At 61.4% G+C, this 16,951-nt stretch carries 14 protein-coding genes; 4 read left to right on the plus strand and 10 right to left on the minus strand.

Features of this window, described 5'->3' with window-relative positions; all coding sequences use genetic code 11:
* Window positions 1-54: 54 nt before the first annotated feature.
* From gcvP to gap, 10 genes are all read right to left on the minus strand, one after another.
* Complete coding sequence (gene gcvP / locus M1E04_RS04425) at window positions 55-2,913, minus strand: aminomethyl-transferring glycine dehydrogenase (protein ID WP_456292463.1); 2,859 nt, start codon at window positions 2,911-2,913, stop codon at window positions 55-57.
* 10 nt (window positions 2,914-2,923) lie between these two features.
* Window positions 2,924-3,307, minus strand: a complete 384-nt coding sequence (gene gcvH / locus M1E04_RS04430) for a glycine cleavage system protein GcvH (RefSeq protein ID WP_456292464.1) — start codon at window positions 3,305-3,307, stop codon at window positions 2,924-2,926.
* A 398-nt stretch (window positions 3,308-3,705) separates the two neighbouring features.
* Window positions 3,706-5,214, minus strand: coding sequence for a sigma-54-dependent transcriptional regulator (locus M1E04_RS04435; protein ID WP_192132687.1), 1,509 nt, complete (start codon window positions 5,212-5,214; stop codon window positions 3,706-3,708).
* 85 nt (window positions 5,215-5,299) lie between these two features.
* Window positions 5,300-5,650 carry a DUF5064 family protein gene (locus tag M1E04_RS04440; RefSeq protein ID WP_456292465.1) on the minus strand — a complete coding sequence of 117 codons (351 nt, stop codon included), beginning with the start codon at window positions 5,648-5,650 and terminating at the stop codon, window positions 5,300-5,302.
* Between the two features lie 184 nt (window positions 5,651-5,834).
* Window positions 5,835-6,239, minus strand: a complete 405-nt coding sequence (locus M1E04_RS04445; RefSeq protein WP_296310607.1) for a YbaN family protein — start codon at window positions 6,237-6,239, stop codon at window positions 5,835-5,837.
* 93 nt (window positions 6,240-6,332) lie between these two features.
* Window positions 6,333-6,932: a biliverdin-producing heme oxygenase gene (locus tag M1E04_RS04450; protein ID WP_456292466.1), complete on the minus strand. Its 600-nt coding sequence runs from the start codon at window positions 6,930-6,932 to the stop codon at window positions 6,333-6,335.
* A 90-nt stretch (window positions 6,933-7,022) separates the two neighbouring features.
* Complete coding sequence (locus M1E04_RS04455; RefSeq protein WP_456292467.1) at window positions 7,023-9,362, minus strand: TonB-dependent hemoglobin/transferrin/lactoferrin family receptor; 2,340 nt, start codon at window positions 9,360-9,362, stop codon at window positions 7,023-7,025.
* Between the two features lie 182 nt (window positions 9,363-9,544).
* The gene (locus M1E04_RS04460) at window positions 9,545-9,787 is read right to left on the minus strand and encodes a FecR/PupR family sigma factor regulator (RefSeq protein WP_456292468.1); all 243 of its coding nucleotides are present in this window, start codon (window positions 9,785-9,787) and stop codon (window positions 9,545-9,547) included.
* A gap of 80 nt (window positions 9,788-9,867) precedes the next feature.
* Window positions 9,868-10,383 carry an RNA polymerase sigma factor gene (locus M1E04_RS04465; protein WP_065992034.1) on the minus strand — a complete coding sequence of 172 codons (516 nt, stop codon included), beginning with the start codon at window positions 10,381-10,383 and terminating at the stop codon, window positions 9,868-9,870.
* 221 nt (window positions 10,384-10,604) lie between these two features.
* Complete coding sequence (gene gap, locus M1E04_RS04470; RefSeq protein WP_456292469.1) at window positions 10,605-11,606, minus strand: type I glyceraldehyde-3-phosphate dehydrogenase; 1,002 nt, start codon at window positions 11,604-11,606, stop codon at window positions 10,605-10,607.
* 234 nt (window positions 11,607-11,840) lie between these two features.
* On the opposite strand from gap, the gene edd reads away from it, so the two are divergent.
* The 4 genes from edd to M1E04_RS04490 all read left to right on the plus strand — a co-directional run bounded on the left by edd (window position 11,841) and on the right by M1E04_RS04490 (window position 16,949).
* Window positions 11,841-13,667 (plus strand): phosphogluconate dehydratase, encoded by a 1,827-nt coding sequence (edd, locus tag M1E04_RS04475; protein ID WP_296310599.1) that lies wholly within the window; start codon window positions 11,841-11,843, stop codon window positions 13,665-13,667.
* A complete protein-coding gene (locus M1E04_RS04480) occupies window positions 13,664-14,638 on the plus strand; it encodes a glucokinase (protein WP_065992039.1) in 975 nt (324 codons plus the stop codon). The genes edd and M1E04_RS04480 overlap by 4 nt, the downstream gene beginning before the upstream one ends.
* Before the next feature lie 106 nt (window positions 14,639-14,744).
* Entirely contained in the window at window positions 14,745-15,482 is a 738-nt protein-coding gene (locus tag M1E04_RS04485) for a response regulator (protein ID WP_065992040.1), read from the plus strand.
* Between the two features lie 6 nt (window positions 15,483-15,488).
* Entirely contained in the window at window positions 15,489-16,949 is a 1,461-nt protein-coding gene (locus M1E04_RS04490; protein WP_065993160.1) for an ATP-binding protein, read from the plus strand.
* The last annotated feature ends 2 nt before the right edge of the window (window positions 16,950-16,951 follow it).

Here is a 16,951-nt window from a genome sequence, read left to right on the forward strand (position 1 = left end):
GTAAAAGCTGAGCGGCTTTCACTTGTAGCTTGCGGCTTGAAGCTCGTGGCTTGGTTAAGCGTAGTCTTCGATCGACGGGCAGGAGCAGACCAGGTTGCGGTCGCCGAACACGTTGTCGACACGGCCCACCGGTGGCCAGTATTTGCCTTCGATCAACGACGCCACCGGATACACGGCCTGCTCGCGGCTGTACGGATGGCTCCATTCGCCCACCAGTTCAGCGGCGGTGTGCGGCGCGTTTTTCAGCGGGTTGTCGTCCTTGTCCAGCGCGCCGCTTTCGACCGCGCGGATTTCTTCGCGGATCTTGATCATCGCGTCGCAGAAGCGGTCCAGCTCCTCTTTCGATTCGCTTTCGGTCGGCTCGATCATCAACGTGCCTGCGACCGGGAAAGACATGGTCGGCGCGTGGAAGCCGAAGTCGATCAGGCGCTTGGCGACGTCATCCACGCTGATGCCGCTGGTTTCCTTCAGCGGGCGCAGGTCGAGAATGCATTCATGGGCGACCAGGCCGTTGCTGCCGGTGTACAGCACGGGGTAGTGCTCTTCCAGGCGACGGGAAATGTAGTTGGCATTCAGGATCGCCAGTTGCGAGGCGCGCTTGAGGCCTTCACCGCCCATCATGCGGATGTACATCCAGGTGATCGGCAAGATGCTCGCGCTGCCGAACGGCGCCGCGCAGACCGCGCCTTGCTTGCGGTCCATTCGGGCGTGACCCGGCATGAACGCCGCCAGGTGGGATTTCACGCCGATCGGGCCAACGCCCGGGCCGCCGCCGCCGTGGGGGATGCAGAAGGTTTTGTGCAGATTGAGGTGGGACACGTCACCGCCAAACTTGCCCGGTGCACACAGGCCGACCATGGCGTTCATGTTCGCGCCGTCGATGTACACCTGGCCGCCGTTGTCATGCACGATGCCGCAGATTTCGCGGATGCCTTCTTCGAACACGCCGTGGGTCGACGGGTAGGTGATCATCAGGGCGGCGAGGTGCTCGCGGTGCTCGATGGCCTTGGCGCGCAGGTCTTCGATGTCGACGTTGCCGCGGGCGTCGCAGGCGGTGACGACTACGCGCATCCCGGCCATGTTGGCGGTCGCCGGGTTGGTGCCGTGGGCCGATGATGGAATCAGGCAGATGTCGCGACGCTCATCGCCACGGCTCTGGTGGTAAGCGCGGATCGCCAGCAGACCCGCGTACTCGCCCTGGGAGCCAGCGTTCGGCTGCAGGGAGATCGCGTCATAACCGGTGGCGGCGCAGAGCATCGCTTCCAGTTCGTCGGTCAGTTGCTGGTATCCGGCGCTTTGCTCGGTCGGGGCGAACGGGTGCAGGTTGCCGAACTCGGCCCATGTCACCGGGATCATTTCGCTGGCGGCGTTGAGCTTCATGGTGCACGAGCCCAGCGGGATCATCGTGCGGTCCAGCGCCAGGTCCTTGTCCGCCAGGCGACGCAGGTAGCGCATCAGCTCGGTTTCAGAGTGGTAGCGGTTGAACACCGGATGGCTGAGGATCGCCGACTGGCGCTTCAGCTCGGCAGGCAGGCGCGCTTCCACGCTGTCCGCCAGCGCGGCGAAGTCAGGCAGGGCCTGGCCTTCGGCAGCGAAGAGAGACCACAGCACTTCGACGTCGGCTTGCTGGGTGGTTTCGTCCAGCGAAACGCCCAAACGCTCGGCGTCTACTTCACGCAGGTTGATTTCGTGTGCGCGGGCCTTGGCGTGCAGGTCGGCCGTTTTGGCGCCGGTGTTCAGGGTGATACTGTCGAAGAAAAACGACTGCTCGGCCTTCAAGCCCAGCTGATTCAAGCCCTCGGCAAAAATCGCGGTCAGGTGATGCACACGGTTGGCGATGCGGGTCAGGCCGCGCGGGCCGTGGTAGACGGCGTACATGCTGGCGATGTTGGCGAGCAGCACCTGCGCGGTGCAGATGTTGCTGGTGGCCTTCTCGCGACGGATGTGTTGCTCGCGGGTTTGCATGGCCAGACGCAGGGCGGTCTTGCCGAAGCGGTCGATGGACACACCCACCAGTCGGCCGGGCATGTCGCGCTTGTAGGCGTCTCGGGTGGAGAAGTAGGCCGCGTGCGGACCCCCGAAACCCAGCGGCACGCCGAAGCGTTGCGCGCTACCGATGGCCACGTCAGCGCCAAACTCGCCCGGTGGGGTGAGCAGGGTCAGGGCCAGCAGGTCGGCGGCCACGGCGACCAGGCCGTTGGCGGTGTGGAAGCGCTCGACCAGTTCGCGGTAGTCGAAGACGTCGCCGTTGCTGGCAGGGTATTGCAGCAGCGCGCCGAAGAACTCGCTGACGTCGGTCAGTTGAGCTTCGTCCGCAACGACCACTTCAATGCCCAGCGGCTCGGCGCGGGTTTGCAGCACGTCGAGGGTTTGCGGGTGGCAATGGGCGGAGGCGAAAAACTTGTTGCTGCTCTTGTTCTTGCTCAGGCGTTTGCAGAAGGTCATGGCTTCGGCAGCGGCAGTGGCTTCGTCGAGCAGCGAGGCGTTGGCGATCGGCAGGCCGGTCAGGTCGCTGATAAGAGTCTGGAAGTTCAGCAGTGACTCCAGACGGCCTTGGGAAATTTCTGGCTGATACGGTGTGTAAGCCGTGTACCAGGCCGGGTTTTCCAGCAGGTTGCGCAGGATCGGCGCCGGGGTATGGGTGTTGTAGTAACCCTGGCCGATGTAGGTTTTGAACAGCTGGTTCTTGCCGGCGATGGCTTTGATGTCGGCGAGCGCGTCGGCTTCGCTTTGCCCGGCGGACAAGCCGAGAACGCTGGTGCCCTTGATGGATTCAGGGATGACGCTGGCGGTCAGCGCGTCGAGGGAGTCATAGCCCAGGGTGGTGAGCATGGCTTTTTCATCAGCGGCACGCGGGCCGATGTGGCGGGCGATGAACTCGTTGGCGGTGCTCAATTCAATACGGTCAGTCATTGCGCGCTCCTCAGGCTTCGGCGTTGGCTTTGATCAGACGATCATAGGCGTCTTGGGTCAGCAGTTGGCCGACAGCATCGGGATTGGAAGGAATAAAGCGAAAGAACCAGCCTTGGCCGAGCGGGTCTTCGTTGACCAGTTCAGGGTTGGCGTCCAGCGCGGGATTGGTTTCGACGAGTTCGCCATCGAGGGGCATGTACACGCCGCTGGCGGCTTTGACCGATTCGACGGTGGCCGCTTCCGCGCCCTTGTCGTAGGACTGCAGCTCCGGCAGTTGCACGAAAACCACGTCACCCAGTGCGTCCTGCGCAAAGGCGGTGATACCGACCGTGACGCTGCCGTCAGTTTCGGCGCGCAGCCACTCGTGGTCTTCGGTAAAACGCAACTCGCTCATGGAATCTCCCCAGATGGTAAATCGCCCGTTATGCCCGGGCGTGATGGGAGGAGTGCATAGCAAGTTTGCGGCCAAGGTCGAGAAGGGCGCGTAAACGTTGGGCGGTGGCGGTTCAAGTGGCTTGGAATTCGACACTTGCTGGAACGAAATCGATACGGAGCTTTGAGGCAAGAGCGGGATTCCGCCGCAGCGGCGTTATAGGACGCTGAGTCTGCGCTGTGGAATGTTATCAATACAGTGTTGCGGTATCGTTACGGTAGTGATGCCTTGGATGTTATGGACGTACGCGGATTTGTGGGAGCGAGCTTGCTCGCGAAGAGGCCCGTTCACGCGCTAAATCTCCAGCGGCTGACATATCGCTTTCGTGAGCAAGCTCACTCCCAACATCTTTGGGCTCTTTAGCTTTTGCCCGGGATCCCGTACTTGCGCAGCCGATGGGCGATTGCGGTGTGTGACGTCTGCAGCCGCGCGGCCAATTGGCGCGTCGAGGGATACTGGCTGTAGAGCTTTTCCAGCAGCGACTTTTCGAAATCCTCGACCGCCCCTTCGAGGCTTTCGACTTCGCCATCACGGCCCCTCGCCACCGACGTACCGGCGATGTCCAGGTCGCCGATGTCGACCAGCGAGCTGTCACAGATGGCGGCAGCGCGGAAGATCACGTTCTGCAACTGACGAACGTTGCCCGGCCAGCGATTGCCAAGCAGGGCTGGGTACGTGGTTGGCGCAAGTCGGCAGACCGGTCGCTGAATCTGCGTGCAGGCCTGCTCCATGAAATAGCGTGCCAGCATCAGGATGTCCTGACCCCGTTCACGCAACGGCGGTACGTCCAGATTGAGCACATTCAGGCGATAGAACAGGTCTTCGCGGAAGGTGCCCTCGGCGACCATTTTCTCCAAGTCACGGTGGGTTGCGCTGAGGATACGCACGTTGACCTGCACTTCCTTGTCGCCGCCGACCCGCCGAAAGCTGCCGTCATTGAGGAAGCGCAGCAATTTGGCCTGCAGGTACGGCGACATTTCGCCAATCTCATCGAGGAACACCGTGCCTTTGTTGGCGAGCTCCATCAGGCCGGGTTTGCCGCCGCGCTGGGCACCGGTAAAGGCGCCGGGGGCATAGCCGAACAGTTCACTCTCAGCGAGGTTCTCCGGCAACGCCGCGCAGTTCAGCGCAAGAAAAGGCGCCCCGTTGCGCGCGCTCACTGCATGACAGGCCCGCGCCACCAGCTCCTTGCCCGTCCCGGTTTCACCCTGAATCAGCAGCGGCGCATCCAGTGCAGCGACCCGTTGCGCCCTCGCCTTGAGGGTGCGGATCGGCGCGGAATCCCCCAGCAGCGCGTCGAAACCTTCAGCGTGATCGTGGTGCAGTGCCGACAGGCGTTCGCCAATCCGGCTGGGCAGGTACAGGGTCAGCAGCGCGCCCGCGTCGGTGATGGGGGTAGCGTCCAGCAGCAGCGCTTCGCCGTTGAGCGTGACTTCCCGCAGCGGCAGACGAAAGCCGTTTTCCAGCAGCGCCGATTGCAGACCCGCATCGGAAAACAGCTCGCCAATCGATTCGCCCGCCGGCTCCCGGCCATACAACGCAACCAGTGCGGGGTTTGCCAGCAGCACATGGCCGGCGCTGTCGAGGGCAAGCACCGGGTCGGTCATCGCTGCCAGCAAGGCGTCAAGTTGCAGATGACGGCGCTGGCCGGGGAGGATGTCGACCACCGTGATCGCTTCGACACCGCGCACGCGAAACAGCCGGTCCTTGAGTTCTTCAAGCACGTCATGGCTCAGCGTCGGTGCATCGATATAGACGTTGGGCGGTACCATTTCCACGGCATCGAGGTTCAGGTTGCGCGCGCCGAGGATGGCCAGCACTTCCTGGGTGATGCCGACGCGGTCAATGAACGTGACGTGAATGCGCATGGGGAAAGGAAGGGTTCGCGGGAATGAGGGGGGCGATTATGCCAGTAATCTCATTGCCCATCCCGAGACCGTGGAAGCGAGCGGGCTATTCCAGATGCTCTGGCTTAACCGAGTCGCCGGATTTCATGTCGAGCATGTGACGGATGTCTTCGAACATCTGGTCGTACTCGCCGTGCATCGCGTGCAGGTCGGTGGTTCTCGGCAGCCCATGCTTCTCAAGTCTGCGGGAAGCTTCGCTGGCGAAGTTGTACGCCTTGTCCTTCGGCAGCTCAAAGGTTTCGTTGACACTCTGGCCACTGATGTCACCTTCCAGCCTGAATTGCATGCCCGGCCCCGAATCAGTCTGGCTGACCTCGTAGCGGATATGAAGGTCGTAGCCGACGTCGTGTGGTTGCAGAGCGGGGTGGACGATGTGCAGATGACCTGGCTCGAACATGGCGGTGGCTCCTGAGAAAGTGATTGGACCTAGAGGGACAGACCCATGGGGCCGCCTCGGGTTCAGGCTCATGTGCTGCGCGCTGTGTGTGGAACTGGCTTTAGCCGGGGAGGCGTCAGACGTCACACCTCAGAATAGAGGGTGTTCAAACCGGCCTCTTCCCGGCTGAAGCCGGTCCTACACCTCACTTTTCCGGCTGAACCCGCGAAGGCTCAGGCCGTGACCAGATCCACAGATTGACCAGCACCATGCCGGCCACCGCGAAATAGATCCACCAATTATGTTTCAGTACTACCAGCATCATCACCGCGCAAATCAGCATGGTGACCGTGGCGCTGATCTTGGCCCTGCGCGCGATCATCTTGCCGTTTCGCCAGTTGCTCAGCATCGGTCCGAACACCCGATGATTCTCGAGCCACGCGCTCAGGCGCGGCGAGCTACGCGTCGCCGCCCATGCCGCCAGCAAAATGAATTCGGTGGTGGGCAGGCCCGGAATGAAAATCGCGATGATGCCGATCGTCAGGCTCACGTAGGCGAGAATGCCAAACAGGATGCGGGACAGTTTGCTGCCGGGTGGTGTACTGGTCATGGTCTCGGTAATGCAGAGTGAGCAGGTGTTGCGGGATTTTCAGGTCCCGCAAAGGCGCTCAGCTTATCAGTGCCGGGCGCAAAAGGCCCGGCGTCAGGCGGGTTCCGCTTCAGACGCTGAAGCGTACGCGTGTTGCAGCAGCACATTGAAACGCTCGAAGGCCGCCACTGCTCCGCGGTCTATCGCGCGCTCCTGCTCAGCGTTGAACGGCAGATCGTCAATGACCCGGATAAAGCGCTTCCAGCCTTCGGCGCGACCGCCCGACGGTTCTCCCAGATGGCGGGCGCCGAAGGTCTCGCTGAGGTCCAGGGCCACGGCGTGTTTGATCAGAAACGCAGCACCCAGCTTCGAACCCTCCGAGACGAACAGCCAGCCCAGTGCCTCGGCAAGGCTGGGCTCCTCGACGGCGCCGGCGACAGGGCCGGGGATGCAAGCCTGAAGATCAAGCAAATCAGCCTTGGCCTGTTCGGCGCGGCATCGATCGGGCAGGTCGGCAATCAGCGCGATCAACTGTGGGTGCGTGTACAGCGTTTTCAGCTCTTCCTGAAAAAGGTACTGCGCGCTGAGGAATCGGCTGTAACTGGCCAGTGTTTCGAACGGCGCGTTGGCTTTCACCGCCTTGTCCAGTTGTTCATGGGGGGCATGGGTGATCTGGTTCAGTCGTTGCGAACGACGAATCGAGTTATCGGTCATGGGGTCTTCCTTGTTAAATGAGGCGCTTGATAACAAAACGAACGAACGTCGCAGGCGCGTAAAAAATCACGCTCCTGCAACGGGAATCGTTCAGATGTCCCACACCACGTTGACGGCGAAATTGCGTCCTGGCTGAGTCAGGCGGTCGAGGTTGGCGGGGGCGGTGGCGCCTGCGTCGCCGACGTTGTCGTAGCCGCGCACGTCGTCCCACAGCCAGTATTTTTTGTCCGCGACGTTGTACAGGCCGCCGCTGACCGTGACGTCATTGGTGACTTTGTAATAACCCGTCAGATCAACGAGACCGAAGCCCGGCGTCTTGAAGCGGGTGGCGCCATCCGGCGCGTAGTAGCTGCGGGTGTCGACCCGCGTTTTGCGCTTGACCAGGGTCCAGTTCAGCAAGCCGCCGTAGGTGTTCTGGTCATAACCCAGCCCGAATACGCCGGTCAGCGGGTTGATGCTGTTGATGGGTTGGCCGTTGTCATTGTTGCGGCCGTATAGATAGGCCAGCGAGCCTCGGGTGTAGAGGCCTTCGGGTGCGCCGAAGCTGTCCAGGTTCAGACGACCCTTGAGCTCGACGCCCTTGATCGTGGCATGCTTGATGTTGTTGGACTGGAAGGTCGTGGTGGTGGAGTTGGCTGGAATCACCGCGTCCTCATTAATGAAGTCGCGGTATGTGTTGTAGAACGCAGCAACATCAAACGTGCCTTCGTCGAAGTGACCTCGCAGCCCGGTTTCGTAGCTCTTGCTCGTCTCCGGTTTCAAGTCGGGATTGGGCTCCACGACGTAATTGCCCCGGGTGTTCTCGAACCGGCCATACAACGCCTTGGCGCTTGGTGTGCGGAAACCCTCGGCGTACTGGCCGTACCAGGTGTAGGCGTCGTTGAACGCATACGTCAGCCCCAGCTTGGGTAACAGGCGATGCCATTTTTTCGTGCTGTCGTCGAACTCGCTCTTGCTTTTCAGGTTGACGCTTTTGAGGAATGAATCTGTGGCGTCTGGTTCGAGCGTGGTGTAGTCGTAGCGGACGCCGGGCATGAAGGTCCAGTCGCCCCATTTGATCTGATCCTGGGCGAACAGCGCGTAGGTGGTGATCGTCGGGTTCGGGAAGTCGTTGGTGGGTGCCACGATGTCGTTCGCGCTGGCACTGACTGCACCGAGGGTGCGGCAGGTTCCGACGACCGACGCACAGGTGGCTGATCCTGTCCGAAGCCCTGTTATCTTCTGTTGCTTGAGGGTCGTGCCGTAGGTCAGCAGGTGCTGGGTGTCGCCGATGTCGAACGCCTTATCCAGCTGTGTGTCGAGGATCCATTGGCGTTCCTTGTAATGGGTGTCGCGGCTGCGCCAGACGTCACGACTGCCGGGCACGTAACGCTCGAAGGTATTCTGATCGGTCTTGGCAATCTGGTAGTTCAAGCTCCACTTGGCGTTGTCGGCCAGCACGCTGTCCAGCGCGAACGTGTTTTCCAGTCCGAAGCGCTCTCGGGTGATGACGTCGTTGCCCTCGCGGCTTCGGTACATTCCTGACGCACCGACGCCCGGTATGAAAGGCCCGCCCACCACACTTTTCTGATTGGTATGGGTGTCGTCCTTGTACTTCTCGTAAGTGAACGCCAGACGATCATTGTCGCCGTAGTTCCAGCCCAGCTTGGCGAGCACATTGGTGGCGCGGGCGTCTTCCGGGTTCGCCTTCGTACGTGAAAGCCCTGTGCCGCCATGCTCACCGTAGGACTCGGTCTCGTGGCCGTTGCGCTGACTGACGTGCAGCAAACCGTCGACATCCCCCGCGCGGCCGGCAACCGTAGACGAATTCAGCCAACTGTTGTCCGCCGAACTGTAGCCGGTCTTCAGGCGGGCGCCGACATCCTTGCCCGGCTTGATGATGTCCTCGGGATTGAGGGTGTAATAGCTCACGGCGCCGCCAATGGCGCTGCTCCCATACAACGCCGACGCAGGTCCGCGCAGGATTTCGACGCGCTTGATGATCTCCGGATCAACATAATTGCGATGGGTGTTGGCGAAAGGGCCCTGGAAGAAATTGTCCGGCACTTCCACGCCATCCACCTGGGTCAGGATGCGGTCGCCGTCGATGCCGCGGATGTTATAGCCGCTGGTGCCCGCCCGCTGGCCGGCTCCGCCCACGGAGACACCGGGCTCGTCGCGTACCAGATCGCGAATGCTGTTGACGTTGCGCCGATCCAGTGCCGTGCGGTCCTGCACCGTCACCGTTCCGGGCACCGAATCCACCGACTGCGCCTGACGCGTGGCACTGACCGTAATCTGCTCCAGTTCCAAGGCATGACCCTGCTCGGCGGCAGCGATGGTGGGGCTGTGCAGGCTTGCGGCGAAAATGGCGATGGTCAGCAGCGAAAGACCGACGTCGTGTGTGGCTCTGGGCGAGGCGGGCGGTGCGGGGTTGAAACTGGACAGCATGGATAGCGCTCCCTGTCGTGCGGGTCGTCATAGTTGTTGCGAGATGATTCAAATAGGAATCAGTTGCATTGGCTATGACTAGACGTACGGGCAGCGGCTATCGCGTAAAAATAATTAGGGTGAGTGCCAGAGCATCAGGTATTGAGCAACTGCATGCTGCTTTGCCAGCACATCACCCGGCGCTATGTTTTTTTCCGCGCGGCCAGCAGTGCTGCGGCATCGAACACCGGTTGCGAGTGCCACACGGCCTCGGCGCTGGCGAATATTTCGTGGTGGGAAGGATCGGCGTCGAGCCATTCCAGAAAGCGCCCATGCGTTTCGGCATCGGCAATGTCCAGTTCGATCAGCCAGGTCAGGGCTTGATCCATCGTCTCGGCGCGTGCCGCATCGGCTTGAGCGCGGCGGGGTGATTGGGCGTCCGTCAAGCAGCGTCCTCGGGTCCACGGTTTGGGCGGCAGTGTAGCGTCACTCTGTAGCACCAGCTGACGATTCTGACGGGCGAAGCTCAGTGATCCAGACGCGCGGCCACACTCAGGCAGACCGTCATGATCAGCTTCAGTTCTTTTTGCACGGTGCTGGTGGACACCCCCAGCTGTTTGGCGATCTCCAGATAACTCGCGCCGTGGAGCCGGCTGAGGGTGAAGATTTTCTGCTGCCGCGGCGTCAGGGTTTCCAGGCTCGCGCTGAGGCTTTCCAGCAACCGGTTGGCGTGGGCGGCATCCTCCAGCGCGGCGTCGGGGGCGACGACATCATGGATATCGCTGATCGGCGCATCATCGACGATGGTCCGCGCGTGAATGCGTCTGGCGCGCAGATGATCCAGTGCCAGATTACGCGCGGTCTGGAAGAGGAAGGGTTCGAGGTGCTCGATGGCTCGCTCGGAGAGCGCGCGGGTGACACGCAGGTAGGTTTCCTGAAGCAGGTCTTCGGCGGTGCTGTGGCTTCGGACCATACGCTGAAGCGTTCGCAGCAGCATGGTTCGCCGGGCGAGAAAGACAGTGTTGAAATGCGACTGAGTCACGGGGGCACCCGACCAGAATTCAGCAGATGATAATGCTTATCATCTAGAGGTCAGGTCAAGGCAGGGATTTGCACAGTTTGTAAGGGCGTTGTCCGGGGACGGTAGTCATTACTGAGGGAGGGAGTTGATCGCGAAGAGCTGGGTAAATCCGCTGACTCTCCAGCGGATTGGATTCCGACTTCGCGATCAAGCTCGCTCCTACATAGGGAGATCCCCGTTACTTACTCGGCGTTCATCAACGCCAGGCAGTTATCCAGCATGCGGTTGGAGAAGCCCCATTCGTTGTCGTACCACGCCAGCACCTTCAGCAGGCGACCGCTGACTTTGGTGTGGTTCGCGTCGAAGATGGACGACAGCGGGTTGTGATTGAAGTCGTGGGAAACCAGCGGCAGGGTGTTGTAACCGAGGATTTTCGAATGCTGCGCCGCTTCTTTCAGGATCGCGTTGACCTCTTCGGCCGTCGCATCGCGCTTGAGCTGAATGGTCAGGTCGACCAGCGATACGTTGATCACCGGCACACGCACGGCCATGCCGGTCAGCTTGCCCGCCAGCTCCGGCAGCACCAGGCCGACCGCTTCGGCAGCGCCCGTCTTGCTCGGGATCATCGACTGCGTCGCCGAACGCGCGCGGTACGGGTCGGTGTGGTAGACGTCGATCAGGTTCTGGTCGTTGGTGTAGGCATGGATGGTGGTCATCAGACCGCTTTCGATGCCCAGCTCACGGTTCAGGACCTGGGCGACCGGCGCCAGGCAGTTGGTGGTGCAGGAGGCGTTGGAGATGACCTGATGGGACTGGCGCAGCACGTCATGGTTGACGCCGTAGACGATCGTCGCATCGGCGCCTTTGGCCGGAGCCGAGATAATGACTTTTTTGGCGCCGGCGGTGATATGCGCGGCGGCCTTGGTGCGGTCGGTGAACAGACCGGTGCATTCGAACACCACGTCGATATTCAGGGATTTCCACGGCAGCTCGGCCGGGTTGCGGATGGCGCTGACCGCAATTCGGTCACCATTCACGGTCAGGCTTTCCTGATCGTGCTCAACGGTGCCGTCGAACGGCCCGTGTACGGTGTCGAATTTCAGCAGATGGGCGTTGATCTCGCTGTCACCCAGGTCATTGATGGCGACGACTTGCAGGTCCTGACGGTAGCCTTGGGTATAGAGTGCGCGTAGGACGTTGCGGCCGATTCGGCCAAAGCCATTAATTGCGATGCGGAGAGTCATACACCCGTCCTCAAGAATTTGTTGTTGGAATTACAAGATTATTCTCATAAAAATAGAAAACAACCCCTTTTAGTGGCAGTATTTTGTTTTATCTACAAATAGAAACCCGTCTGGCCGTCACAACTGGCTCAAAATCAAGTGTTTGCCGCCGCTCCCGACCGAGCCCGGATTTGATCGCAGCCTGGTGAAAGCGCCTGAACGGGTGATCCCATCCGCTAGCCTGGAGTCCATGACATGCATCCCCGCGTCCTTGAGGTAACCGAACGGCTGATTGCTCGCAGCCGTGAAACCCGTCAACGCTACCTGCAATTGATCCGGGGTGCGGCGAGCGACGGGCCGATGCGCGGCAAGCTGCAATGTGCCAACTTCGCCCACGGCGTTGCGGCATGTGGTCCCGAAGACAAGAACAGCCTGCGCATGATGAATGCGGCCAACATCGCCATTGTCTCCTCCTACAACGACATGCTCTCGGCGCATCAGCCGTACGAACACTTCCCCGAACAAATTAAAAAAGCGCTGCGTGAAATCGGCTCGGTGGGGCAGTTTGCCGGTGGCGTTCCGGCCATGTGTGATGGCGTCACCCAGGGCGAGCCGGGCATGGAACTGAGTATCGCCAGCCGAGAAGTCATTGCGATGGCAACGGCGGTGGCGTTGTCCCACAACATGTTCGACGGCGCACTGATGCTGGGCATCTGCGACAAGATCGTTCCGGGCTTGCTGATGGGCTCGCTGCGTTTCGGTCATCTGCCGACGATTTTTGTGCCGGGCGGGCCGATGGTGTCGGGCATCTCCAACAAGGAAAAAGCCGACGTGCGTCAGCGCTACGCCGAAGGCAAGGCGACCCGCGAAGAGCTGCTGGACTCGGAGATGAAGTCCTACCACGGCCCGGGTACCTGCACGTTCTACGGCACGGCGAACACCAACCAGTTGATTATGGAAGTCATGGGGCTGCATCTTCCGGGCGCCTCTTTCGTCAATCCTTACACACCGCTACGCGATGCCCTGACACGCGAGGCGGCGTTCCAGGTCACGCGTCTGACCAAACAAAGCGGCGACTTCATCCCACTCGGAGAGATTGTGGACGAACGTTCGCTGGTCAACTCGATTGTTGCCCTGCACGCGACGGGCGGTTCTACCAACCACACGCTGCACATGCCGGCCATTGCCCAGTGCGCGGGCATTCAGCTGACCTGGCAGGACATGGCCGATCTGTCGGAAGTCGTGCCGACCCTGTCCCACGTCTACCCGAACGGCAAAGCCGACATCAACCACTTCCAGGCCGCCGGCGGCATGTCGTTCCTGATCCGCGAGCTGCTCGACGCGGGCCTGATGCACGAAGACGTCAACACGGTCATGGGCCGTGGCCTGCGTCGCTACATCCAGGAGCCCTTCCTGGAAGAAGGCAAGCTGGTGTGGCGCGATGGCCCGGTCGCAAGCCTGGACGAAAACGTCCTGCGCCCGATCGCGCGTCCGTTTTCGGCCGAGGGCGGCCTGCGGGTCATGGAAGGCAACCTGGGCCGTGGCGTGATGAAAGTCTCCGCCGTTGCCCTGGAGCACCAGATCGTCGAGGCCCCCGCCAAAGTATTCGAAGACCAGCAGGACCTCGCCGACGCCTTCAAGGCCGGCGAACTGGAGTGCGATTTTGTCGCGGTCATGCGCTTCCAGGGGCCGCGTTCCAACGGTATGCCTGAACTGCACAAGATGACGCCGTTTCTGGGCGTGCTGCAGGACCGTGGCTTCAAAGTGGCGCTGATTACGGACGGGCGCATGTCCGGCGCGTCCGGGAAAATCCCCGCTGCGATTCACGTTTGCCCGGAAGCTTCTGACGGCGGCCCGCTGGCGTTGGTGCGTGATGGGGATCTCATTCGTGTCGATGGCGTGAAAGGAACGTTGCAAGTTCTGGTCGAACCGGCAGAATTGGCCGCCAGAGAGCCGGCAGTCGGTCGCTTGTCCCATAACGTGGGCAGCGGGCGCGAACTGTTTGGTTTCATGCGCATGGCCTTCAGCTCGGCAGAGAAGGGCGCCAGCGCCTTTACTTCGAATCTGGAGACGCTCAAGTGACATTGGCGATGGTGGGTGATATCGGCGGCACAAATGCGCGGTTTGCCATTTGGGAAGACGAGCAGTTGCATTCGATCCGGGTGTTCGCGACGGTCGATTACGCCAGTCCTGAAAAGGCCTTGCTGGTCTATCTGCAGGACCTGGAATTGCAGCGCGGTGATGTCACCTCCCTTTGCCTGGCCGTGGCCGGGCCGGTGACCGGCGACGATTTCCACTTCACCAATAGTCATTGGAAGATCAATCGGCAGGCGTTCTGCGCCGAGCTGAAGATCGACCACCTGATCCTGGTCAACGACTTCACTGCCATGGCCCTGGGCATGACCCGCCTGAAGGACGACGAGTACCTGACCGTGCGTCATGGCAAGGGCGATCCTCGGGGTGCGCGGGTGGTGATCGGGCCTGGCACCGGACTCGGCGTCGGCACCTTGATCCGCAGCGGCGAAGCGCGTTGGACTGCGGTGCCGGGCGAGGGCGGTCACGTCGATCTGCCGATCGGCACGCCCCGCGAAGCCCTGCTGTGGATGCGGTTGATGGCGACCCATGAGCACGTCAGTGCCGAGACGATTCTGAGTGGCGCCGGGCTGTTGCTGCTGTATCAAGTCAGCTGCGGACTGGACGAAATCGAGCCTGAACTCAAGTCGCCTGCGGCCATTACCGCGGCGGCGCTCAAGGGCGATCCGGTCGCCAGCGCGGTGCTTGAGCAGTTCTGCGTGTTCCTCGGTCGCGTGGCCGGCAACAACGTACTGACTGTCGGCGGACGCGGCGGCGTGTATATTGCCGGGGGCGTAATCCCGCGGTTCGTCGACTTCTTCATGCAGAGCGGCTTCAACAAGGCGTTCGCCGAGAAGGGCTTGATGAAGGATTATTTCAAGGACGTGCCGGTCTGGCTGGTCACGGCCGAATATCCCGGCCTGATGGGCGCAGGCGTGGCGCTGGATCAATATGCGGCGAGCGCTAGCGGCAAGCTATAAGCTGCAAGCTGCAAGCAAAGACCGCGCACGTCACGCTGGCCGCTTTGAGCTTGAAGCTTGAAGCTTGAAGCAGCCATACCCAACCATTGCTCACAAGGACGACCATGTGAACGCTGTCAGTAAATCGATTCTGGTGGTCGACGATGACCAGGAGATTTGCGAGTTGCTGCAAGCCTACCTGAGCCGTTCCGGTTTTCAGGTGCGCACGGTTGGCGATGGGGCCGAGTTTCGACAGGCATTTAACGCAGAGGCCAGCGACCTGCTGATCCTTGACGTCATGCTTCCCGACGAAGACGGCTTCAGCCTGTGTCGCTGGGTCAGGCAGCATCCGCGTCAGCCGCATATTCCCATCATCATGCTCACCGCCAGCTCCGACGAAGCCGACCGCGTCATCGGTCTGGAACTCGGCGCCGATGACTACATGGCCAAACCCTTCAGCCCCCGTGAACTTCAGGCCCGGATCAAGGCCCTGTTGCGTCGTGCCCAGTTCGGCCAGGAGCGCAGCGGCGGTGAAGTGCTGGTGTTCGATGAATGGCGGCTGGACATGGTCAGTCACCGGCTGTTCCACAACGACGGCGAAGAGGTGATTTTGTCGGGCGCCGATTTCGCGCTGCTCAAGCTGTTTCTCGACAACCCCCAACAGATCCTTGATCGCGACACCATCGGCAACGCCACCCGTGGCCGTGAGCTGATGCCGCTGGAGCGCATCGTCGACATGGCGGTGAGTCGTCTGCGTCAGCGTCTGCGCGACACCGGCAAGGCACCGCGATTGATCCGCACCGTACGAGGCAGCGGTTACCTGCTGGCAGCCAATGTGCTGCCGCAAGCCGGCAACGGTTACTAGTCCTTGATGGTGACCGACAAGAAGCGCCGCCTGCCGGTGCCGCGCTCGCTGCTTGGGCGCATGTTGTTGCTGACCTTGCTCGCCGTGTTGCTGGCGCAAACCCTGTCCAGCCTGATCTGGCTCTCGCAACTGCGCGCCACGCAGATGGAAGGGCTGGTCACCAGTGCCCGCAGTCTGGGTTTCTCCATGGCGGCAAGCGTCAGCTACTTTCGCTCGTTGCCTGTCGCGTTTCGGCCGCTGGTGCTCGATCAGTTGCGCAGCATGGGCGGCACGCGTTTCTTCGTTTCCCTCAACGATCGCCCTCTGGAAATGCAGGTGCTTGAGCCCACCGCGCGCAAGACGGCAGTGATCGATGTGGTCGGTCAGGTGCTGCGGCAGAACCTCGGCGCCGACCCGGACATCCTCGTGCGCTTTGTGCGTCCCGAAGACCTGCGTATTTTCAACAGCGGCTTGAGGCTCGATGAGCTGCCACGCTCGTGGGCCCATTACGCGCTGACCCTCGAACCGGTGAACCCGCCCGTGCTGGTCACGCAGATCGAACTGTCGCCCGGCGAATGGCTGTACATCGCCTCGCTGCTGCCCGAGCCCTACACCATGCTCGAGTCGGAAGGTCTGCCCTCGCAGCAAGTCTGGTTCATCGCGCTGACCAGTCTCTTTCTGCTGGTCTTCATCGGCCTGCTGGTGCACTGGCAGAGCGGCCCGCTCAAGCGTCTGGCCCATGCTGCGCGGGATCTGTCGTTGGGGGCCGACGTCGAACCGGTGGTGGAGGGCGGCGGCAGTGAAGTGGTGGAAGTGACCCGCGCGTTCAATACCATGCGCGATCGCATCAGCCGTTACCTGACCGAGCGCGGCCAATTATTCAGTGCAATTTCCCACGACCTGCGCACTCCGATCACTCGCTTGAGACTGCGCGTCGAGCTGCTCGAAGACGAGCAGATGCAGGCCAAATTCACCCGGGATCTGGACGAACTGGAGCTGCTGGTCAAAGGCGCATTGCAGTGCGTGAAGGACACCGACATTCACGAGAACATCGAGCCGGTCGACCTCAACCACGCGCTGGATTGCCTGATTGAGCCCTATCTTGCCCCTGACGGCGCGGGCCGGGTCACGTTGCAGGGCAAGGCGATGTCCATGTACTACGGCAAACCCCTGGCACTGCGCCGCTGCATGGGCAACCTCATCGATAACGCCATCAAATACGGCGACCGTGCGCACCTGTCCGTTGAAGACGACGCTGACGCGTTCATCCTGCATGTCGAAGACGAGGGGCCGGGTGTGCCGGAGCAGCGAATGGAGCAGGTCTTTGAACCGCACTTCCGGCTGGCCGGCAAACACCAACAGGGCTACGGCTTGGGGCTCGGCATCGCCCGCAATATCGCCCATAGTCACGGCGGCGAAGTGACGTTGCAGAACATGCGCGAGGGCGGCCTGCGGGTGACGCTCTATCTGCCGCGTGGCGTTGAGTAATC

The sequence above is a fragment of the Pseudomonas sp. AK106 genome, from assembly GCF_053903055.1.